This is a genomic window from Vibrio sp. ZOR0018, assembly GCF_963865925.1.
Taxonomy (GTDB): Bacteria; Pseudomonadota; Gammaproteobacteria; order Enterobacterales; family Vibrionaceae; genus Vibrio; species Vibrio anguillarum.
The window spans coordinates 39,618-62,598 of the sequence record NZ_CAWMCN010000085.1; the positions used below are offsets into that span (position 1 = coordinate 39,618).

General features: G+C 45.6%; 22 protein-coding genes. 17 read left to right on the plus strand and 5 right to left on the minus strand.

Annotation, left to right across the window (positions count from 1 at the left end):
• Positions 1-236 precede the first annotated feature (236 nt).
• Together AACR75_RS04005 and AACR75_RS04010 are read right to left on the minus strand one after the other, a co-directional pair.
• Complete coding sequence (locus tag AACR75_RS04005; RefSeq protein WP_047687597.1) at positions 237-1,463, minus strand: DEAD/DEAH box helicase; 1,227 nt, start codon at positions 1,461-1,463, stop codon at positions 237-239.
• Positions 1,464-1,508: 45 nt separating this feature from the next.
• Complete coding sequence (locus AACR75_RS04010) at positions 1,509-2,261, minus strand: UTRA domain-containing protein (protein WP_017046832.1); 753 nt, start codon at positions 2,259-2,261, stop codon at positions 1,509-1,511.
• A 212-nt stretch (positions 2,262-2,473) separates the two neighbouring features.
• On the opposite strand from AACR75_RS04010, the gene AACR75_RS04015 reads away from it, so the two are divergent.
• From AACR75_RS04015 to AACR75_RS04070, 12 genes are all read left to right on the plus strand, one after another.
• Positions 2,474-3,535, plus strand: coding sequence for an ABC transporter substrate-binding protein (locus AACR75_RS04015; protein ID WP_047687599.1), 1,062 nt, complete (start codon positions 2,474-2,476; stop codon positions 3,533-3,535).
• Positions 3,536-3,544: 9 nt separating this feature from the next.
• Complete coding sequence (locus AACR75_RS04020; protein WP_047687600.1) at positions 3,545-4,348, plus strand: alkaline phosphatase family protein; 804 nt, start codon at positions 3,545-3,547, stop codon at positions 4,346-4,348.
• A complete protein-coding gene (locus AACR75_RS04025; protein WP_047687602.1) occupies positions 4,345-5,247 on the plus strand; it encodes an ABC transporter permease in 903 nt (300 codons plus the stop codon). Before AACR75_RS04020 ends, AACR75_RS04025 begins: the two co-directional genes overlap by 4 nt.
• Positions 5,234-6,037 (plus strand): ABC transporter permease, encoded by an 804-nt coding sequence (locus AACR75_RS04030; protein ID WP_010318639.1) that lies wholly within the window; start codon positions 5,234-5,236, stop codon positions 6,035-6,037. The genes AACR75_RS04025 and AACR75_RS04030 overlap by 14 nt, the downstream gene beginning before the upstream one ends.
• Positions 6,034-7,083: an ABC transporter ATP-binding protein gene (locus AACR75_RS04035; RefSeq protein WP_017046834.1), complete on the plus strand. Its 1,050-nt coding sequence runs from the start codon at positions 6,034-6,036 to the stop codon at positions 7,081-7,083. The genes AACR75_RS04030 and AACR75_RS04035 overlap by 4 nt, the downstream gene beginning before the upstream one ends.
• A 4-nt stretch (positions 7,084-7,087) precedes the next feature.
• Complete coding sequence (locus tag AACR75_RS04040; RefSeq protein ID WP_047687604.1) at positions 7,088-7,747, plus strand: HAD family hydrolase; 660 nt, start codon at positions 7,088-7,090, stop codon at positions 7,745-7,747.
• Positions 7,748-7,838: 91 nt separating this feature from the next.
• Entirely contained in the window at positions 7,839-8,801 is a 963-nt protein-coding gene (locus tag AACR75_RS04045) for an HlyD family efflux transporter periplasmic adaptor subunit (RefSeq protein ID WP_081989605.1), read from the plus strand.
• The gene (locus AACR75_RS04050; RefSeq protein WP_017044975.1) at positions 8,801-9,727 is read left to right on the plus strand and encodes an ABC transporter ATP-binding protein; all 927 of its coding nucleotides are present in this window, start codon (positions 8,801-8,803) and stop codon (positions 9,725-9,727) included. The genes AACR75_RS04045 and AACR75_RS04050 overlap by 1 nt, the downstream gene beginning before the upstream one ends.
• Positions 9,724-10,809: an ABC transporter permease gene (locus AACR75_RS04055; protein WP_047687607.1), complete on the plus strand. Its 1,086-nt coding sequence runs from the start codon at positions 9,724-9,726 to the stop codon at positions 10,807-10,809. The genes AACR75_RS04050 and AACR75_RS04055 overlap by 4 nt, the downstream gene beginning before the upstream one ends.
• A gap of 50 nt (positions 10,810-10,859) precedes the next feature.
• Positions 10,860-11,234, plus strand: coding sequence for a rhodanese-like domain-containing protein (locus AACR75_RS04060; protein ID WP_017049317.1), 375 nt, complete (start codon positions 10,860-10,862; stop codon positions 11,232-11,234).
• Positions 11,235-11,388: 154 nt separating this feature from the next.
• Positions 11,389-12,942 carry a cryptochrome/photolyase family protein gene (locus tag AACR75_RS04065; protein ID WP_047687609.1) on the plus strand — a complete coding sequence of 518 codons (1,554 nt, stop codon included), beginning with the start codon at positions 11,389-11,391 and terminating at the stop codon, positions 12,940-12,942.
• Positions 12,943-13,040: 98 nt separating this feature from the next.
• Entirely contained in the window at positions 13,041-13,799 is a 759-nt protein-coding gene (locus AACR75_RS04070; protein WP_026027758.1) for an EAL domain-containing protein, read from the plus strand.
• Positions 13,800-13,832: 33 nt separating this feature from the next.
• Here the strand turns inward: AACR75_RS04070 and AACR75_RS04075 are convergent, their stop codons facing one another.
• On the minus strand, positions 13,833-14,861 hold the full coding sequence (locus AACR75_RS04075) for a VirK/YbjX family protein (RefSeq protein WP_017046842.1): 1,029 nt from the start codon (positions 14,859-14,861) through the stop codon (positions 13,833-13,835).
• Between the two features lie 113 nt (positions 14,862-14,974).
• Between AACR75_RS04075 and slyA the strand changes: the two genes are divergently transcribed.
• From slyA to AACR75_RS04090, 3 genes are read left to right on the plus strand one after another with little or no spacing between them, the layout of a single operon-like run.
• Positions 14,975-15,457: a transcriptional regulator SlyA gene (gene slyA / locus AACR75_RS04080; protein WP_019283056.1), complete on the plus strand. Its 483-nt coding sequence runs from the start codon at positions 14,975-14,977 to the stop codon at positions 15,455-15,457.
• 6 nt (positions 15,458-15,463) lie between these two features.
• Positions 15,464-16,519 carry an HlyD family secretion protein gene (locus tag AACR75_RS04085; RefSeq protein WP_047687612.1) on the plus strand — a complete coding sequence of 352 codons (1,056 nt, stop codon included), beginning with the start codon at positions 15,464-15,466 and terminating at the stop codon, positions 16,517-16,519.
• Between the two features lie 12 nt (positions 16,520-16,531).
• A complete protein-coding gene (locus AACR75_RS04090) occupies positions 16,532-17,566 on the plus strand; it encodes a DUF2955 domain-containing protein (RefSeq protein WP_047687614.1) in 1,035 nt (344 codons plus the stop codon).
• Positions 17,567-17,612: 46 nt separating this feature from the next.
• On the opposite strand, the gene AACR75_RS04095 is transcribed toward AACR75_RS04090, so the two are convergent.
• On the minus strand, positions 17,613-18,848 hold the full coding sequence (locus AACR75_RS04095) for a zinc-dependent metalloprotease family protein (protein ID WP_047687616.1): 1,236 nt from the start codon (positions 18,846-18,848) through the stop codon (positions 17,613-17,615).
• Positions 18,849-18,903: 55 nt separating this feature from the next.
• A complete protein-coding gene (locus tag AACR75_RS04100; RefSeq protein WP_047687618.1) occupies positions 18,904-19,560 on the minus strand; it encodes a hypothetical protein in 657 nt (218 codons plus the stop codon).
• Positions 19,561-20,738: 1,178 nt separating this feature from the next.
• On the opposite strand from AACR75_RS04100, the gene AACR75_RS04105 reads away from it, so the two are divergent.
• On the plus strand, positions 20,739-21,182 hold the full coding sequence (locus AACR75_RS04105; RefSeq protein WP_013868258.1) for a DoxX family protein: 444 nt from the start codon (positions 20,739-20,741) through the stop codon (positions 21,180-21,182).
• 482 nt (positions 21,183-21,664) lie between these two features.
• Positions 21,665-22,969 (plus strand): dicarboxylate/amino acid:cation symporter, encoded by a 1,305-nt coding sequence (locus tag AACR75_RS04110; protein WP_029189696.1) that lies wholly within the window; start codon positions 21,665-21,667, stop codon positions 22,967-22,969.
• The last annotated feature ends 12 nt before the right edge of the window (positions 22,970-22,981 follow it).

The following is a 22,981-nucleotide window of genomic DNA, read 5'->3' on the forward strand; positions in this document are numbered from 1 at the left end:
AAAGAATATTTATCCTCGAAATGATTCTAAAATTGTGAATATAATCTCATGAAAATGAATACTGCATTTTCTTGATTTAGTCCAATAATGATAGGTTGTTCACAATAAGCTTCTAAAAATTTACACATAAACTCGATTAATGTGCCATTTCAATCGTAATAAATGCATAAATTTCCTGAGTCACTTAGTTTCCTTACTCCATCAAAACGCACAATAGCATGCGTATATTGAGCTACTTAATGGCTTGTTTTCTGTTGAAACTGCTTCACGCTGCGCTTTTGAGCACTGCGGCGGTTGGCTTGCTTATCACGCGGTTTGCGCTTCGGTTCACCGCTGGTCGGTTGGTCTGTCACTGGAAAATCGGTCAACGCCTCCAGCGGTAAAGCGCGCTGCGTTAAGCTGCGGATTGCCTCCAGAACTTGGCTTTCACCATGGCAGACCAGCGAAATCGCCACACCACCTTGACCAGCACGCGCTGTGCGGCCAACGCGGTGAATATAAACTGGCGCACTAGGCGGTAAATCAAAATTGATCACCACTGGCAGCGCGTCAATGTGAATACCACGCGCCAGTAAATCGGTGGCCACCAGTACATCCACTTGATTCGCTTTGAAATCGGCTAACGTTTTCTCGCGAATAACTTGATCTTTTTCACCATGCAAAGCTGCCGCACGAATACCCGCTTTGAGTAATTTTTTCGCGACCGCGTCAGCACTATCACGAGCGCTAATGAACACTAATACTTGCTGCCCAGCCCGCTGTTTAATCAGAGCAATTAATGCTTGTGCTTTACTGCCCTTATTCACAAGGTAGAGCTGCTCTTCAATTTCTTCCACCACTTTATTGGCTTGATTCGCCTCTATCTTTACCGGGTTATTTAACACGGCCAATGCCACCTGTTCGAGATCGGCGGCGAGTGTGGCGGAAAACAACAACGTTTGTTTGGTTTGGGGCATAAAACTGAGCAGGCGTTGTACATCCGGCCAAAACCCCATCTCTAACAGTCTGTCAGCTTCATCTAACACCACACAGTGCATCGACTCCAATGAGATCAGTTGCTGTGTGAGTAAATCAAGCAAGCGGCCCGGTGTCGCGACGATTAAATGCGGTAATTTGGCCAACTGCGCAAGCTGCTCTTCTTGGGCCACTCCCCCGCATAAAGTGCATAAGCTAATGCCCATTTTGCTTGCCACGGTACTCAGCTCTTGGCTGACTTGTTGTGCTAATTCACGGGTAGGAGCAATGACAACCGATTGAATTTCAAGAGTATTAACTTCAATCCGTTGCAGTAAAGGCAAACCATAAGCTAACGTTTTACCACTGCCCGTCTGCGCGAAGGCAAGCACATCTTGCCCAGAAAGTACGGCTGGAATAGCCAATTGTTGGATTTTGGTCGCCGTGTGTCGCGACGCAGGCAGCGCAGCCATCAAAGGGGCGCTTAAGTTAAGCTTAGAAAAATTCATAAACGACTAGCAGGGTGAAAAAGGTTGCGCCGAGTCTAAAGCTATTCATTCTCCATCACAACTGTCGATACGGATCAGGACTGAATCTGGCCGCCAGTACTCAAATTCACAGTCCATGATCTCGCCATCTTGTTTGTAATTAACTCGACAAATTTTCATTACAGATTGGCCAGCAGCCAAGTTAAGGGCTTTTGCCACATGAAGAGGTGCAGCCGTAGGGATTACTTCAAAACGAGAGCGCGTGGTGATGTAACCGTATTTTTGCTGATAGAGATGCGTTAACGAAGCGGTTAAATTTTCCTCTAATATCTTTGGAAACCACTGCGCAATCAGGCAGTTTTCGACAAACAGTACCGCTCGCCCGTCAATCGAGCGCAACCGTTCAATAATATGAATGGGCGTAATTCGGTCAATATCCATCGCTCTTGCATACTCACGAGAAGCCATCACGCTGCGTACCGCAACTAGCTTAGTTTCTGCGATTCGGTGCTGCTCGCGGATCATCTGGTGGAAGTGGCAACGCGATAGCGGGTTATAATGAATTCGCGCCGGAGAGACAAACCAACCACGCCGCTCTTCTCGGTAAATCAACCCTTCGGTTTCCAGTGAAACCAAAGCGTCTTTAATTGTAATGCGCGTTGTATTAAACAATTCACTCAATTCACGTTCAGATGGCAGTTTTTGTCTGTCGCTCAGCATCCCACTGCAAATTTGCTCACGAAGGGTGCCTTTAATGTTACCAAGTTGGGTCTTTTCTAAAGGAGCATTTGCCACTGGCAAAGGGCTGCGAAATCTCATGCGTGACCTAGTCCAATATTATACAGAGTGAATAAACGTCTTTTAGACTACTTAAGGCAGATAACAAATTTATGACAGGCTAATTGATTGAATTTGAAATAAAAGTGCAATAGAAAATCATCAAAAATGTCAAATAACTACACCGAAAACGTCACAGTTCTTCCCTAGGATAAAAATCGAACTTACTGACCTAGTCCAGAAGGATAGCGACAATGAAAACCTTATTTACCCGCGCAACGACTGCCACAGCACTTGCGCTGACTCTTTCAACTTCGGCTTTTGCTAAAGAGGCTGATTTACAATCTTTGATCAACGCAGCGAAACAAGAAGGCCAAGTGTACAGCATTGGTATGCCCGGCAGTTGGGCTAACTGGCAAGATACGTGGAGCGATTTAGGTAAGATTTATGGCCTAAAACACCAAGATACGGATATGAGCTCAGCGCAAGAAATTGCCAAGTTTGAAGCCGAAAAGAAAAATGCGACCGCCGATATCGGTGATGTTGGCTTTGCATTTGCTCGCGTGGCGGTGAAAAAAGGCGTAACTCAAGCGTACAAACCGAGCACTTGGAATGAGATCCCGGACTGGGCCAAAGATAAAGATGGCCACTGGGCTCTGGCTTATACGGGCACCATTTCATTTATCTCGAACAATAATCTAGTCAAGAATGCGCCAAAAACGTGGAACGATTTGCTCAAAGGCGATTACAAAATCAGTATTGGTAATGTCGGTGTTGCCGCGCAAGCAAATAATGCCGTACTAGCCGCTGCTTTTGCTCATGGTGGCAGTGAAAAGAACCTCGATCCGGCAATCGAATTTTTTGCCAAACTCGCCAAGCAAGGGCGCTTATCATTTACAGACCCAAGTATCGCTAACCTCGAAAAAGGTGAAGTTGAAGTGGCCGTATTGTGGGATTTCAACGCTCTAAGTTACCGTGACCAAATTGACCGTAACCGCTTTACCGTTAACATTCCGCAAGATGGTTCTGTGATTTCCGGCTACACCACCATCATCAATAAATACGCCAAAAACCCAAATGCGGCCAAGCTAGCACGTGAATACATCTTTAGCGATCAAGGCCAAATCAACCTTGCACAAGGCTATGCTCGCCCGATCCGCAGCAACGTTGCACTGCCTGCTGCGGTACAAAGCAAATTGATTGCTAACGATCAATACCAGAACGTGAGCCCAATTAGCGACTTTAATGCTTGGGAAAAATCAGCTCGCCAATTGCCACGTCAATGGCAAGAAAATGTCATTATCCACCAGCAGTAAGAGGTAACCATGAACAATAAGGTGATCCTTGTTGTTCTTGATGGACTCAATTATTCCGTAGCCCGTGATTGCATGGGCTACTTAAACGGCTTAATTGAGCAGCAAAGAGCAACCTTATACTCCCTACAATGTGAATTGCCTTCGCTATCGCGTCCTTTGTATGAATGTCTACTCACTGGCGTAAAGCCTGTCGAAAGCGGCATTGTTCATAACCACATTGTGCGCCTTTCACATCATCAATCCATCTTCAGTTTGGCAAAAGATCAAGGGCTGACAACAGCCGCAGCGGCGTATCATTGGGTCAGCGAGCTCTATAACCGCGCGCCTTTTGATGCAACGCGCGATCGTTTTACCTGTGATAAAACACTCAATATTCAGCATGGCTGTTTTTATCACTGGGATCACTATCCCGATGAAGCACTGTTTTTAGACGCCGAATACTTACGTCGTACTCATCAGCCTGATTTTTTACTGATCCATCCAATGAATATCGATGATGCTGGACATAAGTTTGGCCTTGATTCAGGACAGTATCGTAATAGTGCACGCATGGCCGATGCGCTGTTATCTCACTTTTTAGAAAGCTGGCTAAACGATGGCTACCAAGTGATGGTGACCAGCGATCACGGCATGAACAATGACAAGTCACACGGCGGAATATTAACCGAAGAGCGCAACGTCCCGCTGTTTGTATTGGGCGATCAATTTTCGCACCAAGCTTGTGAGATCAAACAAACTGAGCTCTGCGGCCTGTGCTGCCAACTGCTTAATCTTGATCACAATAAGCCCTTTTCTGCGGAGTGCTTAGCATGAGCAGTAGCCAAGTTATTAGCAAGCCTAGCGCCGTGCTGAGCCAATCAACGCACTGGGCACGCAAACTCAAACCTGCGTTATGGCTTACTCCTTTTGCGCTGTTTTTCTACTTATTTCAGCTCGCCCCCATGCTGTGGGTTTTGTTCAACAGCTTTATCTCTGACGATCAATGGTCACTAGACCATTATCGCGAAATCTTCAGCTCATCCTTTATTTTACAAGGGCTGGGCAATAGTTTGTGGCTCGCCATATGGTCCAGCGTCGCGGGCCTTGCGATTGCGGCAATGTTGGTCGCCTCCTTACGCCGAGTCGATGGCAAGCTGCGCGATGGTGTGATCGCCTTTACCAATATGAGCAGTAATTTTGCGGGCGTCCCTTTGGCATTCGCTTTCATTATTATTCTTGGGGTCAACGGCGCACTAACTTTGCTGCTAAAGCAATACGGTTTGATTGAAGAGTTCAACCTGTACGGCAAATGGGGACTGCTGGCGATGTATATCTACTTTCAGATCCCTCTTGGCGTGCTGCTGCTCTACCCTGCATTTGATGCACTCAGTGATGACTGGCAAGCGGCGGCATCTACTCTGGGTGCCAACGGATGGCAATATTGGCAGAAAATCGCCTTGCCTGTGCTTTCACCAGCCCTACTCGGCACCTTGATTATCCTAATCGCCAATGCGATGGGCGCGTATGCCAGCGTCTACGCACTCACATCCGGCAACTACAACGTCATTACGGTACGCATTGCCAGTTTAGTGGCGGGAGATCTGTTCTTAGAGCCCAATTTAGCCGCCGCCATTTCCATAGTATTGATGCTAATTTTAGCCTTCATTACTGTGATCAATCAGTGGCTAATTGCGAAAAGCTATAGCGCAAGGAACACCCATGCAAAACGCTAATCCTACCCTTGATAAAATCACCTTTCATAAAAGTGTGGTCTATTCCATCGTGGGAGTGATGTTGCTGCCCATTTTGGCCACCTTGGTTTATTCCTTTTCTTCACGCTGGGGCGCAACGATTTTACCCGATGGCTTCACCTTTGACTGGTATCTCAAACTGCTGACCGACCCTCGCTTTCTCGATGCATTTGGCCGCTCATTGCTGATTGGCATCGCTTCTCTGACACTCAGCGCGGTTTTGATTATTCCGGCGATCTTCGTGGTGTTTTACTATTTCCCTCGTCTCGATAAAGTGATGAACCTGCTGATTTTAATCCCTTTTGCGGTACCGCCTGTGGTCTCTTCAGTTGGATTACTGCAACTGTACGCCGATAGCCAATTTCCAATTGTGGGTACACCTTGGATTTTGATTGGCACTTATTTCACCATTGCGCTGCCGTTTATGTACCGTGCAATTGCCAACAGTTTTGAGGCGATCCATCTGCACGATCTCATGGACGCCGCGCACCTGCTCGGCGCAAGCACCAGCCGTGCTTTTTTACTGATCGTACTGCCAAACATTAGAAAAGGGTTGATGGCTTCGCTGTTTCTATCCTTTTCTTTTCTACTTGGCGAGTTTGTATTTGCGAACATTCTGGTCGGCACGCGCTATGAAACCTTGCAGATTTATCTCTACAACATGCGTCAGACTAGTGGTCACTTCACCTCCGCGTTAGTGATGACTTACTTCCTGTTTATCTTTTTACTGACTTGGCTCGCCAGTCGTTTTAGCCGAGGATCCACTCAATGAATTCCACGACCCACACAACCTCTCGCTCTGATTACGTCCACGTCGCCAACCTCACCAAACGCTTTGGCAACAATACCGTTTTTGAAGGGATTGAATTTTCCATTGAGCAAGGGGAATTTGTCACGCTACTTGGTCCGAGCGGCTGCGGGAAATCGACCTTATTGCGCAGTTTGGCTGGCTTAAATCCCGTCGATGACGGCGAAATTTGGGTCAACGGTGAAAACATCACTAACCAAACACCACAGCAACGCGGCATTGGCATGGTGTTTCAATCCTACGCTCTGTTTCCGAATATGACGGTGGCTGAAAACATCGCTTTTGGCCTCAAAATGCAAGGGCAAGACAGAGCTTACATCGCGCGCGAAGTACAAAAAGTGGTCGAACTGGTTTCGCTGATAGGGAAAGAAAAACACTATCCCAACCAGCTCTCGGGTGGGCAGCGCCAACGCGTCGCTTTAGCTCGCGCCTTAGTGGTCAAGCCGCGTATTTTGCTACTTGATGAACCCCTTTCAGCACTGGATGCCAAAATTCGCAAACACTTGCGCCAGCAGATCCGTGATATTCAAAAAGAGCTCAATCTCACCACCGTATTTGTAACCCATGATCAAGAAGAGGCGATGATTCTCTCTGATCGTATTTTTTTAATGCACCAAGGTGAAATCGTTCAGCAAGGCTCCCCAGAAAGCATTTATACTCAGCCAGCCAATGAGTTTGTGGCTGGTTTTATGGGCCATTACAATTTAGTAGAGGCGGCCACCGCCAAGCAGTTGTTTAACATAGACACGGCTTGGAAAGTGGCTATTCGCCCCGAATCCATCTACGTCAAGGAAGCTGGGCGGAGCTATGGTGCCCATGTTTCTGCGCCGCAACATGGCACCATCAAGCATCACCAATTACTGGGTAATGTCATTCGCTACCATGTGGATGTGCGAGGCTGCGAGCTCACGGTCGATTTACTCAATCGTTCGTCAGAGCGATTATTTGCCACTGGCAGTCAGCTAGAATTACTGTTTAACCTTAACGAAATACAACCTGTGAGAGCCTAAATAGATGCCGACACCTCTATACGTTTTTGATATGGACGACACATTGATTGACGGCGACTGCGCAATGATTTGGAGCGAATATTTGGCCGATAAGGGCATAGCGAGCGACCCTGATTTTGTCGCGCAGGATAGGCTGATCATGTCACGCTATGCCAGCGGTGAAATGGACATGGAAGATTACCTCGATTTTGCGATGCAACCTTTGCTCACCCTGCCCACAGAGCAAGTCCAGCGCTTGGCGGACGATTGTGTCGCTACACGCATCATACCTAGGCTATTTCCTCAAGCCAAAGCACTCATTAAACAGTTAACAGACGAGCGTATTCAAATGCTCATTATTTCGGCGTCGGTCAGTTTTTTGGTTAAAGCTGTCGCCCGTAAAATAGGCGTTGCAGAGGCGATGGGTATCGATATGGTCATAGAGAACAACCATTACACCACGCATATTTTGGGGACACCCACCTACCGAGACGGTAAAGTCACTCGCTTAAATGAATGGCTAGCTAAGCGCCCACAATACGTGGGTCAAGTGCATTTTTTCACTGACTCGATCAATGATTTACCTTTGTGTCTACACGCCGATTTCACCTATTTGGTCAACCCATGCACGCGCCTCATCCAATACGCTCAGCCCCAACAATGGCCGATATTAAAGTGGGGCTAATCACATCCTCTACTTTTGATGAACCATGTAGCTTGAGGCGCTGGCGGTAAACTTCTAGTATGAAGACAATAAGTTAACCGAGCCTCTCGCCATGAGCATGAAACATCGCATTGCCTTTATCTCTCTTTTACTGTCAACTCTCAATGCTTGCTCGCCGGAAAATAGCGCGCAAGCATTGGGCACTTTAGAGCGAGACCGCATCACTTTTTCCGCCACCGCCAATGAGATCATTCGCGCGCTTCCTGTCGCGGAAGGCAGCGCAGTGCATGCTGGCGAAGTATTGGTTCGACTGGATACCAGAAATCAGCAGGCGGTGCTGGCCCATGCACTCGCAGAGGCGGCCAAAGCGCAAGCGTATTTGCTCAAACTGAGCAATGGTGAACGCCAAGAAGACATGGCAGCCGCGCAAGCCAAAGTCAATCGCGCGCAAGCCAAACTGACAGAGGCGTTGCAAAACTTCAAACGTGTGGAAGAACTGGTCGGTAAAAAGCTCCTCAGCCAATCAGAAAAAGACAGCGCCACCGCCACGCGTGATGCCGCTCGCGCCGAACTCGATTCTACAAAAGAAGAGTTTGCTAAGCTCACCGCTGGCACTCGCCCTGAAGATATTGAACAAGCGCAAGCGGCGCTGACCGCCGCCAAAGCCGACGTCTCACTGCAACAGCAAAAGCTCGACGAGTTAACCATTGTCGCCACCCGCGATGGAATTTTGGATAACCTCCCATACAACTTGGGTGAGCGCGTCCCAAACAACGGCATTGTCGCTATCATCCAAGCAAGCCGCATCCCTTATGCTCGTGTCTACGTTCCCGCACCACATCGTTTAGCGGTCGTGCCGGGCGCACAGTTTCCAGTGCATATCGACGGTATAAAAGAGCCTCTGCAAGGCACAGTTCGTTGGGTGGCAACGGAACCCTCTTTCACGCCTTACTACGCACTGACCGAAAATGAACGCGCCCGCTTAATGTATCTAGCCGAAGTGGATCTGCCCGAATCCGCGCAATCGCTCCCTTCTGGCATTCCGGCGCAAATCGATTTAACGAGGCAAAAATAGTGACTGAACTCGCCATTCACGCCCGTAATGTGGTCAAAAAATTTGGGGATTTCACTGCGATTGAAGGCATCAATCTGAGTGTCCCCAAAGGAACCATTTACGGTTTTCTCGGCCCAAATGGTTGTGGCAAATCGACCACAATTCGCGTACTCACGGGTTTATTAAGCCCTACCTCCGGCAGTGTTGATGTGCTGGGGTTAGCGATCCCAAAACAATCCGAGCAATTGCGCCTAAAAATTGGTTATATGACGCAAAAATTTTCGTTATACGATGATTTGACCGTAGAGGAAAACCTACAATTTATTGGACAAATTTTTGGTATGCCGCGCAAAGCATTGGCACAACGGCTCAATGAACAGTTGTGCACTTATGGGCTTGATCAGCGCCGAAAACAACGCGTAAGTGGGATGAGTGGCGGTCAAAAGCAGCGCTTGTCACTAGCAGCCGCCACGATGCATAAACCTGAACTGCTGTTTTTGGATGAACCAACGTCAGCGGTCGATCCTGAAAATAGACGGGAATTTTGGGAACAATTGTTCGATCTTTCAGACCAAGGCACCACCATTTTGATCACCACTCACTACATGGATGAAGCGGAACGCTGCCACCGTTTAGCCATCATGGAATCGGGTTTAATTCGTGCAGATGGTGAGCCAGAAACCTTAATGAACACGATGGGCGTCAACATTGTCGAAGTCCGAGCCCATAATTTGCGCCAATTAAAAGAAAAAGTCATGGCTCGGGCGGAGGTTCGCTCTGCTGCGCAACTTGGCATCCGCTTGCGGATCCTTATTCATCAACAAGTCACACAACCTATCGCGTGGCTAAAAACAACCTTCCCTGAACTGGCTGAAGCTGAGATGAATCTAGCTCGCCCAAGTTTGGAAGATGTCTTTGTCACTGTGACTGGCAAGGGGCGTCAATGAAAGCACTGTTTCGAATGAAAGCGGTGATGGTGAAAGAGATACGCCAACTCTCGCGAGACAGAATTACGTTTGGCATGGTAGTGATGATCCCACTGATCCAGCTGTTGCTATTTGGCTTTGCCATCAATACTGACGTACGCAATATTCCGATCGCCATCGTTGATCAAAGTGAAAGTACCCTCGGACGGTTAATTGTAGAGTCAGTCAAAGCCACACAGGTTGTGAGCGTCAAACACACTTTTGCCACAGCAGAGCAAGCTGAACAAGGTAACGTAAGAGCAGCGCTGATCCTGCCAAAAGATCTCACCCAGCGCGCGGTGCAAAATCGCGTGTTAGGCCAGTGGATTGTTGATGGCTCCGATACGATGATCAGTGCCTCCATTTTAGGTCTGCAATCCATGCCGCTGACCGATTTTGATTTTGACATTCGTCCAGCTACCGTCAAAACCTTTGAAGTCACGCTGTTTTATAACCCCACTCGCCGCTCTGCGGTCAATATCGTACCCGGTTTACTGGGGGTCATTTTAACCATGACGATGATCCTCTTCACCAGTGCCGCGATTGTGCGAGAAAAAGAGCGCGGCAATTTAGAACTGCTGATCACAACGCCAATTCACTCTATTGAGCTTATGGTCGCCAAAATTGTACCCTATATTTTTGTCGGATTAATTCAGGTCTTCATCATCTTGGGCTTAGGGCATTTTATTTTTGACGTGCCCATTAATGGTGCGATCAGCCAAATTCTCTTCGGTACGCTGCTGTTTATCGCCGCCAGTTTGACCTTAGGTTTGGTGATTTCAACCATTGCTTCCACTCAACTGCAAGCCATGCAAATGACTGTTTTTATCTTACTGCCTTCGATTTTACTTTCTGGATTTATGTTTCCCTACGAAGGCATGCCAGTAGCAGCGCAGTGGATTTCTGAAGCGTTGCCCGCGACCCACTTTATGCGCATGATCCGCGGGATTGTGTTGCGCGGTGCTAACCTCATGGATCTATGGCGAGATGCGTTATGGATGTTGAGCTTTACCGTCGGTGGGATTATCGTCGCGTCTTTGAGATTTAAGAAATCTCTTGATTAACGCCATTCACATTTGAAGGCTAATTTTTAAGCCAAAAGAAGGAAACTAACATGTTAAAGTCACTGATGACCAAAGCGTTATTGTGTGTAGGCCTGATCTCCAATACCTCAGATGCATTGGCATCGGAGCGCTCAACGATAGCATGGCAATGGATTGAAAATGGCGCGCTTTTAGTCGATGTTCGAACCGCAGCAGAATTTGCAGCTGGCCATATTGAAGGTGCGCTAAACTACCCACTTGATACTGTTAGCAGTGCTTTTTCTCACATCGATAAACAACAACCGATTGTGGTTTACTGCCGCAGCGGCAATCGATCGGGCCAAGCCATGGCCTATTTACTCGAGCAAGGATTCACTCAAGTACATAACGGCGGCGGTTTAGAGGAAATGATCATTCATCCTTCGGCAATAAAGCCACTCAATTGATGTTAGCCTACTCACATTCACGTTATCGCTCTGTTTGTTCTTAATTGGCTCTCAAAGCGCAACAGAAAGACAGCGCTTGTTATTCGGCAACAATGATCGATTTTTTGATTGGAACGTAGAAGATGTTCGATAACCAATCTCAACGGTATACAGCATGCGAACGTACAAAACCTTACGCTTGATCCTAGGCGATCAGCTCAATATCAAGCACTCTTGGTTTAACAAAACGGATGATTCCGTACTGTACGTGGTAGCTGAACTTAAACAAGAAACAGGCTATGTAAAACATCACATTCAAAAAATCTGCGCCTTTTTTGCCGCGATGGAAGCTTTTGCCGAATTATTGCAAAGTGAGGGACACCAGGTTCTCTACTTGACCCTTGATGAAACTGCCGATTATTTGCAGCTACCACCATTGATTAGTGATCTGTGTCATCAGATCAACGCAGAATACTTTCACTATCAGCGACCTGATGAATACCGAGTTTGGCAACAGTTGCAGGAGCTAAACCTCTCTCATACACAAGTGACTTGTTTTGATACTGAACACTTTTTATTGCCTTTTGACGAGATCACTCAGCATTTTAACACCGACAAAACCACTATTATGGAGCCGTTTTATCGCAAAATGCGTAAGCGATTCGGTATTCTTCTGCAAGATGATCATCAAACGCCTTTGGGTGGGCGTTGGAATTTTGATCACCAAAATCGCAATAAGCTCAGCGTGCAAGACATAGAAAACCTACCCAAACCACTTAGCTTTCAAAACGATGTCAGTGCAATTTATAACCGTTTACAGCACCATAATATTCACGTTTTCGGCCTGTATACTCCTTCATTGTTATGGCCGATTAACCGCTCACAAGCGCTGTCATTATTGGCCCACTGTTGTCAGTACGGCTTGCCGCTGTTTGGTCGCTTTCAAGATGCAATGACGGCAAAGAGCCCACATCGTTGGAGCCTCTACCATAGCCGGCTCTCTTTTGCACTCAACTGCAAACTACTATCGCCTGCAGAAGTCATTCAAAGTGCACTCATGCGATTTGAGAATGACAATACGATGGATTTAGCACAAATCGAAGGATTCATTAGGCAAATTTTGGGCTGGCGTGAGTACATTCGAGGCATTTATTGGGCGAACATGCCCCAATACGCCAAGCACAACGCCCTTGACGCTCAACGACCTCTTCCTCACTATTATTGGACAGGGGATACTCGTATGCATTGTGTTAAACAAGCCGTAACTCAATCACTGGAATTTTCCTACGCACACCATATCCAACGTTTGATGATCACGGGTAATTTCGCACTCCTATCAGGTTGCAAGCCGGATGAGGTGGATGACTGGTACTTAGGTATTTATATTGATGCATTGCAATGGGTAGAAATGCCCAATACCCGAGGTATGGCTCTGTTTGCTGATGGGGGAATTGTTGCTACCAAGCCTTATGCCGCAAGCGGCTCTTACATCAAAAAAATGAGTGATTACTGCAAAGATTGTCACTACCAAGTAAAGAGCCGTAGTGGTCTAAATTCATGTCCATTCAATAGTTTATATTGGCAGTTCATGCTCACTCATCGTGAACGGTTAGCCAAAAATCCAAGGATAGGCATGATTTATAAAAATTGGGATAACACTGAAAACGCCACTCAACAAGCAATCTTAGATCAAGCTCAATACTATCTACACCATATTGAAGAGCTGTAGCTCGTCGGCTTACTGGTCACGTTTTGATTTATGCAATTTGGTGAGCACGCTGCAAGTAACTATAATCATGCTATTCGATTAAATATCAGTGAGTGATTATGCAACAACAGCAAGTCCATATGGACCAACGTATTTGCCAGCAATGCTCAGAAAAACAAAGCTTGCCTTTTGACTTCACCATGGCTTTCCAACCCATAGTGAACGTTGCAGATAACACCATCTTTGGCTACGAAGCACTCGTACGAGGTCTGAATAATGAATCGGCTTACTCCATCATTGAACAAGTCAGTGATGACAACCGATACCGCTTTGACCAACTTTGTCGAATCAAAGCGATTAAACTCGCGGCTAAACTAAAACTGTCAGGTATTTTGAGCATTAATTTTTTACCTAATGCCGTTTACCAACCAGAGCGTTGTATCCGCACCACATTAGAGGCAGCAAAGCAGTTCGGTTTCCCGACAGAACGGATCATGTTTGAATTTACTGAGGTGGAAAAAATCGTAGACACAGCGCACATAAAACGGATCGTCGCTTATTACTCCAACCTAGGATTTACTACCGCGATTGATGATTTCGGTGCAGGCTACGCCGGGCTTGGGCTATTGGTTAACTTCCAAACTAAAATAGTAAAATTAGATATGTCACTGCTGCGTAATATCGATCAAGACATCACGAAGCAAGCAATCGTCCGTCATACTGTCGCAATGCTCATTGAGCTAGGGATTTGTCCACTCGCTGAAGGTATTGAAACTCAACAAGAAATGTTATGGCTAAAACGACTCGGCATTGAACTCATGCAAGGCTACTATTTTGCGAAACCTGAGTTTGAAGCGTTACCTACAGTGACGTTTTGAACCATAATATCAGCCTCTAATTTTGTGGATCCATCAAACCACGAAATGCTTGGGCATAAGTTTCAACTGTTCAATACGGCCCGACATGGCTGTTTCCACCTCGGCTAACCACTCATAACGTTTAGTATATAGACGGCGTTTATTGCGATTTAGCGTCTCAACGCCTTTACGGTTTGGTGTGGTTGGCAAACGGTACAAATATTTGCTCATTTTCTCTGCTTCGTACTCTGTCCACAGTTCATCGTAATCAAAGCTTACTGATTTGCGCTTTGAGCCAATATAACGCAACGCTTGATACATATGGCCGCGGTTAGAAATCGCATACAGGTTCTCAACCCCTAAAATACGCGCTAGCGTCATGATCATTTCAACCATCAGTGCTTTGGTTCTTAAACCGTGAGTCGTGCGCGTCAAATCTTTAATGATTTGATTACGATCGGTCACACCACTGCTTGGACCTTGTAGTGAACCAATGTAAATACTGCGCCCTTGATCAGAAACATTGAAACTGATCGAGTAAATTTTCTGCCCTTTTTCATCCGTCAGTTGCAGCCCCAACGAGCCTTCTCTTATCTCTCCACTGCACAGGCTTAATGAATAACTCGCCCCATTTTTGTCGTAAAAATCAAAAATAGAGAAGCCTGATTCTGAGAAAAACTTCGCAGCATTAAAGCCAAACTGTTCAACTAAGTAGATAAAATGTTGATTAATGTGCCATGTACGCTCTTTGGCAGACCAATTGACGCAGAGATAAGGTTTTAATGGTTTTTCCAAAAACTGTGGGCATTGCTTCAATACCTCCGCTAACTCGGAGCACGAAAACAGCCTCAGCATACTTTTTAGAGCATAGGCATTGGTCACGCCCCATAAACAAAAACGGATATTCTTCCTGATTTTAGACCAGCCTTTGGTATTGGGGTAAATCGTTTCGGAGAGTTCAGACAGGCTAAACAGGTAGTCGAGTTTATTTTCAATTATCATAGTATGGACCAGAATTTCAGCAGCTAGGACAGCCTCAAACATTGGGGAGTCGCTCATTGAAAATAATGTACAGTGTTTCATTGAGAGGTGCTGTCCTGAGTTTGTATGAAAATGTCAGCCTTCGTCATTAGCTATTTACTTAGCGCGCTAAGTAAATTATATTGCTTAGCACGCTAAGTAATATGTGACTCGTTATGATTGAAAACACGCACACCCTGAAAGAATTATCACTCGCTGAGCAGTTTGCTCGTCTCTCACGCTTATGGAAAATGGTGGCGGACCGAGAACTCTCACCCTTGGGCCTTACCCATCCTCGTTGGACCGCATTGTGGAAATTACAGCGTCTCGGTGACAACGTCAGTCAAAAAACCTTAGCCGAAGCGTTAGAAATAGAACTGGCTTCTTTAATGCGAACTTTAAAGCAGCTCGAAGAACAATCGCTGATCGAACGTCACTGCTGTCACAACGATAAGCGCGCTCGAATCGTCAGTTTGACGAGTAACGGGCGTGCTCTTATCAAGCAGATGGAAACCCGTATTTTGCAAGTTCGCCAAAACTTACTGGGTAATATTGACGATCAACAATTGCACCAACTGACTCTTACGCTCGAACAAATCTCACACAACGCTCTAGATACGCTCAGCAAACCGATAGCAACACCTTCAAAGGAACAATAATTACTTATGACACCTGATCAAAAATTTGCACTTTGGATCAAATATTCCATCGTCGCTTTTGTGGCGCTCTTTGCCTATTTTTTGGTGGCCGATTTGGCTATGCCTTTAACACCGCAAGCCATGGCAACGCGGACTGTGACCAAAATATCTCCCCGAGTTAATGGTCAAATCAGTGATGTTTTTGTCACTAATAATCAAACCGTACACAAGGGTGAAGTACTTTTCACCATCGACCCACAACCCTATCAACTGGCGGTAGAGCAGGCCCAACTCAATTATGAACGTGCGGTACAAGGTAACGCTCAATTGGATGCATCGATTGCAGCCGCAGAAGCTAATGTCACGGCAAGCCGTATCGTTGCCGATCAAAAGTTGCGCGAAGCTAACCGATTAAACACTCTGTTTGCACGCAATGGGACTTCTCAACAACTTAAAGACGATGCACAAAGTGGCGCTACCGCCGCGAAAGCCAATTTGGTTGCAGCGCAAGCTCACCTGCAAGAATTGCACGTCAGTCGAGGTAATAGTGACGAGAGTAACGTCAGCATTCGCGCCGCTTTGAACCAATTGGCGCAGGCCAAGCTAAACCTTGCCTACACACAAACGCTAGCAGAGCAAGATGGTGTCATTACCAACTTACAGCTTGAAACGGGCACCTACGCCGCAGCAGGTACGCCGTTAGTTGCGTTGGTAGCGACGGATGTAGACGTGATTGCTGATTTTAGAGAAAAAAGCTTACGCCATTTCCCAGACAATAGCCTCGCCCTAGTTGCTTTTGATAGCAAACCCGGCGAAGTCTTTACCGCGCGTATTCGTAGCCTGGATGCTGGGGTAAGCACTGGTCAGTTTGATGCGAATGGGCGTTTAGCCACTCCAACAGAATCTAATCGCTGGGTGCGTGATGCACAACGCATGCGTGTGCACCTTTCGCTCGATGAAACGATGTCAACATTGCCTTCCGGTGCTCGTGCGACGGTACAGTTGCTACCAGAAAGTGGCCCGTTTGCTTGGCTGGCAAAAATGCAAATTCAGTTTCTAAGCACTCTGCACTACATCTATTAAGCGGAGTAAAAAATGCGACTTTGGGATCATCCATTATCTGAAAATGATTTTCGCCAATGCGTCAGAATTGCAACAGGTGCGACGCTTGGTTTTACCTTTTGTAAACTACTGGGTTGGAACTACGGGGTATTTTTTACCGTAACACCGATGCTGTTACTGGGCATGGTACCCGTCATGAATGCACACGCCGCAAAGCAACTTCTCGCTTCCGCCGTCGTTTGTGGCTTAGAAGTAGCCATTCTCGGGGGACTATTTGGAGGTCATCCGGCACTGATGACGATGATGGCTTTTGTACTGTTTCTCTGCAAATTTGCTTGTATGTCGAAAGGCAGCTTATTCTTATTTGGAGCGAACAGCGTATTGAGCTTGAGCATCATGCTGCACTTTGCAAGCTACCCCACAACTGATCTTAACGATCTGATTACCAGCAACTTTATCGCGAATTTGCTTTCGGTAATGGTCGCTTATCTGGTGACATTCTGTATTCCCGACGCACAGAAAAGGCAACCTCCCGCTCATGCAAGCGTGGCCAAAGAGTCACATCGTATGCGCCATGAAGCGCTCATGGGCGCAACCATTGCCACACTCTCTTTCGTTGTGTTTCAAATATTCGATCTGCAAGATTCAATGTCCGCGCAAGCCACAACCTTGTTGCTACTTTTCCCGATGCATTGGAACGGAGCGCTAGGCTACGCACGCAAACGCGCGATGGGTACTCTGCTTGGTGTCACTTTCGGTATTGCGGTCCAACTGCTGCTCTACGATTGGTCAGGTCAGCTTTTATTTGTTATTCCGCTGCTGTGGATAGGTGCGATGCTCTTTAGCTACTGGCATGTAAAAGAATCCAGCGGTTCAGGGGTCGGCTTTGGCTCATTGACTACCTTGGGGATCTTGTTTGGTCAATATTTGACGCCGGGCAATGATTTAATTTTCAGTGCCCTGTACCGAGTCGGCAGTATTTTGTTTGCTATTGTCGCCACATTACTTACAACCTATGTGATCCATCGATTGCTGAATCAATTCAAAGCCACCCAATTTGGCCAGTAATTAAAAACCCTGCACATAGGTGCAGGGTCAACATCACAGCAAACCTTTATTCAAAGGATAAGCGTGCCGAATTTAATACACCCGTTAAACCTTGATAGTGATCCGCCACGACTAAACGCCACTGGCCTTGCACGTTCATTTGTTGCATTCCGCTGAGTGTAAAGCGAACACGATAAGCCGTGTTGCGATCATACTGGTTATACGATTTTAAGTTCCAATAGCCACCATCAGGTGCATACAACTTGACTGAAACATCACCCACAAATGGGTGTGCAATATCAAGTTGAATAGTGGCCGTTTCCGCATTTCCTTGATAAGTCACATTAATCGGAAGTGCTAACTCTCCTTGTGCATGATCGGGAATGGCAAAAGGCCCTTGTAAATCATAGATGGCTTGTTGGGGCGAAGTCGGTTCGGTGGGTGACGTTCCTCCGTCATTACTCCCATCTGGACGTGCATAAATCGCCGCAATGTGTGGCGCGCTCAGGCCAATCGCTCGCACCGAGTTCGCGTAGTCAGTGACACCACATGCTTGACCTTTACACACTTTGCTTGGGTTAGAGAATGTGTAAGAACGGCTATGAATACCAAATAAGAAACCATAGGCCATGGTCGTCGCAAATTGGCCTTGAACCCCATAACCATACGCATCTTGCTCTGTACCATTTGAAAGATGGGGTTCGCCATTGTACTGTTCATGAGCATGGTTCAAGCCCAAATTGTGGCCTAATTCGTGAATAAACGTATCATCGCCACACTCATTCAAATAGCTATGACTGTACATTCTAGATTGCGCATAACGCGCACTATTGTTCCAATACGCGGCAGGGATTATCCATGCTAGACCACAGCTCAGCATGTAAGTACCATTGCCTTTATCTTCATAATCAGGAGAATTTTTAATATCTAGATTACGAAACAGCGCCACCATATCCGCGCCAACCTGCTTACGATATTGCTCAATATCGGCAAACGCCGGATCTTGTTTATTGCCGGGAGTAATCGCATCAAGCGCCTGCTCTTGCGATTTTTTCAGCCCTCTTTGCGTATCGTATTTTACTTCTTTCGTGCCAATTAAGTTGACTTTGATGTCCAGACCACTTTGACGCAGAATTTCATTTCCCACGTTAAATCGGTGCTGGATTTGAGCCACGTGATCTTGCTGAAACCACTCAGCCGTGCCGGGTGTATAAACACCTAGAATATCAATTTCAGTGGTTGCACTACTCGGTAACGCATGTGTTGCTAACACCACGGCTAATGCCAATGACGCTATTTTCATAGAAAACTCCTACATTATTTATTTTATTAACACACAAAGCCGTGCGTTTTAGGTATCAATGGCTGGTCGAGGTTTCGTCATAGCCATGATTCGGTGGTACTCGGTAAACCCATGCTTCACTGCCGTTGCCTTCAAGCTTCACTTGACCACTGGGATGACCAATAAAACCAAGTATTGCCGTTTTGCCGAAAGTGAATGTGGCCGGGTAAACTTCCCCGTCGAGTTCAAACTGCCCAGACCAAGTCCGGACGCCTTCATTCTGAATTTCTGATGAAGTGACTTGGATATTGACTGGCTGGTTATCAGGCATAGTGACCGTGACAGCATCGCCCGTTGCCAGAACTCGGAATTGTTCAATATTTTCGATTTCGATCGCTTTGATTTCCGTCACTGCATCACTTTTTGGCCTAATGGCTTGCAACGCTGGGCTTGGGTTGATGTCGTGCCATACTTCATCAACGGTTTGTGCCGCAAGCATGCGCTCTTCAGTGATAGGCTCTGAATTCAGAGCAGAACGAGCATCTCCAGCGCTCGATGCATCTTCTCGTGGTGGCTTCATCAGCTGACGCTCATCAGCAACTGTTGCGGCTTTAAAATCAGTATCCTTGTTATTATTCGGTGCTTTTGGAGCAGGCACTAATGTTAATGAACTATGGCTAATGTAATATTTACCAACAATGAGACCGAATATTACTAATAACAAAATGGTCATTATCTTAACTTTCAAACTTTATATCTCCGACAATTAGACGTGGCATATATATAGATACATAAGATGTATGAATACAATTAAATAACGTGATCTTAAGTCAATAAAGTTAAGGTTAAATATAATCAAACTTTATAGATTTGAATGATGATCTAATTTTCAAAAAAATGAATGCAATGCGCTAAATAAAATATCAAGCCAAAAGAAAAACAATAATCCGTAATTAATAAATTAGTTATTATTGTTTGATGGCAATAAACAGAGAAAATTAAAGAAGATGGTACTCTTGATAACGACGAGTCTTATGAAAAAGGCACTTAAAAGCGCAAAAATACAGTTTAGGCTGTCTATGACTAAACAACTTGAAGTTGCAGGTCGATATGGTAAGTGAGCACCCCATAGCAATAGCTAAAAATGTAGCCAACATCGCTGCAGCTTTCAATGGGAAGGAAAAAGCCTTCATTCTCGAAGCTCTTTAATCTATGGCTGAGCACTTTTCTGGAACTGTAAACCAACTAATTTGGTATTTTATCAAAACGTAATTCACTATTTATCCTAATGACCAAACAATAAGATATTTATCTATTCGGACATAAATCTGATTATTTCTTGACACTTATTCCATTATTTTAATATTTGCACTTTTTATAAACCATGGGAAAGAGAAAACAGATGATGGATGACATTGTAAAGAAAGATATAGCTAACGACCCAAAGGTAGCCCGTTTATTTTAGTAACCTTCTTCGTTTTTTAATTCATTATCTGCTCCTTTGAAAAGACACTACTATGAAATACAGGTCAATCCGAATGCTATTAGTGTCCGTATAAATGATAATATTGTGTATAACTAAACAACTTGAAGTGGCAGGTAGGTTGGAAAGTAAGTTTCCCCCATGAGTATAGATAAACGATTTGATGAAGTGAGCGAACGTAACCAACACCGCTGCAGCTTCAAGTAGGAAGGGGATATCAGACGATCAATCGGCATGATTCATCATAGATAGAAGGTCACAACATTCCCCGCGCTAAGAAAAGTACTATATAAATCTTGTTCAATTTTTTCGAACTTAATCATCAAACAGAGTGAGTTATCTCAGGTTACGAATCACTCTACACTGGCTCCAACAGCTAGGAAGCCGCTGAGCACCTACTACCTTTTAATGAATCTGAGGACACTTTAATGAAAGCACTATTGAAACAACTAACCACATCAACTTCTGGATTTTCTGCGCTTGCGCTTCGTTTCCCAATTGGCATCATTTTTATGGCGCACGGTGCGCAGAAACTCTTTGGCTGGTTTGGAGGATATGGATTAGAAGGCACAGGTCAATGGATGGCTTCAATTGGCTTAAACCCAGGTGTGCTGATGGCATTTTTAGCGGGTAGTGGTGAATTCTTTGGGGGCCTATTCATTTTACTTGGCTTACTAACTCGCCCTGCCGCCTTGCTTCTTTCTATTACGATGATCGTCGCAATCGCTTCTGTACACTTAGGTAACGGCTTATTCATGGCTAATAACGGTTATGAGTTTGGCCTTGCGCTGCTTGCAGCCAGTGTATCGTTGGTTTTCTCTGGTGCTGGCAAATTGGCACTTGATAACTGGTTAAATAAAAAGCTTGCATAATCTATGCCTAAGGCCAGCATACCGTTTCATTGAAGGAGGCCAAGCCTCCTTCAAACGTTAAGATTTTCAGTCGATAACATTCAACTTAGTATCACTTTCCTTCCTTTCTCTACTTGTGTTGCATGCCCTTCTTTTTATGCTACATAAAAGTGCCGTTGAGACCCTATTCATATAAAGCAACCTTAATGGGTAAATATGCAACCAAACGAGCTTAAAATTGAATGAAAACTAGCGAATTACCATTAGATGAGAATAGTGATATTTGTTAACACAAAAGACTCATGTGTTGCCAAATGATAAAAAATAAAAATTTAAAACCAAAAATAGGTTATTAAAACGTAAAGGATGGGCGATTTTAAGTGATAAAGATCACGGCAATTAACCGTTAACATTATTTTACTTTTTGATTTGCACTCAGCCCTGCTAACCTGCGGCACGCTTTGAAATGATGTCGAAGTGCATAAAATAAAGGAGTGTTCACAATGAATACCAAAAAACCGATGTCGCTTACCGGCCGTGTTATTTTAGGTATGGTAGCGGGTATTTTGACTGGCTTTGCCATTCGAGCCCTATTTGCTGAAAACGGATTTGTTGACGCGTATATCGTTAACGGCTTATTCGATGTTGGCGGAAAAATCTTTATCGCCAGCTTAAAAATGTTAGTTGTACCCCTCGTGTTTGTTTCTCTCGTTTGTGGTACGAGCTCACTGAAAGATCTCACCACACTTGGCCGCATGGGCGGTAAAACCCTAGCCTTTTACATCGCAACCACTGCGATTGCCATCACACTGGCACTGACAATGGGCACTGTGTTTCAACCGGGGTCCGGAGCCGATTTAACCGCAGCAAGCTCATTCCAATCTGCGCAAGCCCCTTCTTTGGGCCAAGTGTTTATTGATATGTTCCCGACCAACCCAATCAGCGCGATGGCAGAAGGTAAAACACTGCAGGTCATCGTCTTTGCAGTACTATTTGGCATAGCCATCAGTGCCGCGGGTAAACCGGGCGAGCGTATTGCGGGCGTTTTTAATGACTTGAACGAAGTTATTATGAAACTAGTCGCTTTGTTGATGAACCTTGCTCCATACGGCGTATTTTTCCTGATGGCGAAACTGTTCACCAGCCTTGGTTTAAGTGCCATTTTGAACCTCGCAGAATACTTCGTAGTACTGACGGTTACCCTGCTGCTACACGGTTTTGTCACCTATAGTTTGATGTTGAAAGGCTTTACTGGTTTAAGTCCAATCACCTTCTTCCGTAAAATGGAAGATGCCATTATGTTCGCTTTCTCTACAGCCTCTTCCAATGCGACTATACCCGTCACCATGGAAACGGCTAAAAACCGCTTAGGGGTTGATAACAAGATAGCTTCTTTCACCATTCCGCTAGGTGCGACCGTTAACATGGATGGCACAGCGATCATGCAAGGCGTTGCGACAGCATTTATTGCCCAAGCGTTCAATATCGACCTAACCATGGGTGACTACGTGATGGTCATCCTCACGGCAACACTAGCCTCTGTTGGTACAGCAGGCGTTCCGGGGGTTGGTCTTGTCATGCTAGCGATGGTGCTAAACCAAGTCGGCTTGCCACTAGAAGGTATTGCTTTGATTATGGGTGTTGACCGCTTATTAGATATGATCCGCACCGCAGTCAATATTACTGGTGATAGCTGTGTGACTCTTATTGTGGCGAAAACAGAAGGCGCGTTAGATGAAGCTCGCTTTAATGATCCACAAGCTGGCGTGAAAGAAGAAGAAGTCCATTTAGCAAAAGCTCAAGCCTAACTTTCTTCACTT